General features: G+C 71.2%; 1 protein-coding gene. It reads left to right on the top strand.

Annotation, left to right across the window (positions count from 1 at the left end; all coding sequences use genetic code 11):
- Window positions 1–31: 31 nt before the first annotated feature.
- On the top strand, window positions 32–299 hold a 268-nt coding region (locus tag DEIPI_RS32390), incomplete at its 3' end, for an NAD(P)-binding domain-containing protein (RefSeq protein ID WP_425387875.1).

Below are 299 nucleotides of genomic sequence, written 5' to 3'. Positions count from 1 at the left end.
AGCGAGGCGCCGCCTTGATAGTGTGGACCTCATGACCATGAACGTGACCGTCGCCTTCCTGGGACTCGGCGCGATGGGATACCCCATGGCGGGGCATCTGGCGCGGCGTTTCGAGACGCTCGTGTGGAACCGCACCGCGAGCCGCGCGCTCGCGCACGCTGCCGAGTTCGGCTCACGCGCGGTGGACAGCGTCGCCGCCGCCGCCGAGGCGGACATCCTGTTCACGTGCCTGCCCACCTCGGCGGACGTGGAGGCCCTCGCGGGGCAGGTCGTGTCGGGCGCGAACTCGGGCCTCGTGT

This window comes from Deinococcus pimensis DSM 21231 (genome assembly GCF_000519345.1).
GTDB lineage: Bacteria > Deinococcota > Deinococci > Deinococcales > Deinococcaceae > Deinococcus_A > Deinococcus_A pimensis.
The sequence above is the reverse complement of the archived record's forward strand: the minus strand, read 5'-3'. Positions and strand labels throughout refer to the sequence as shown.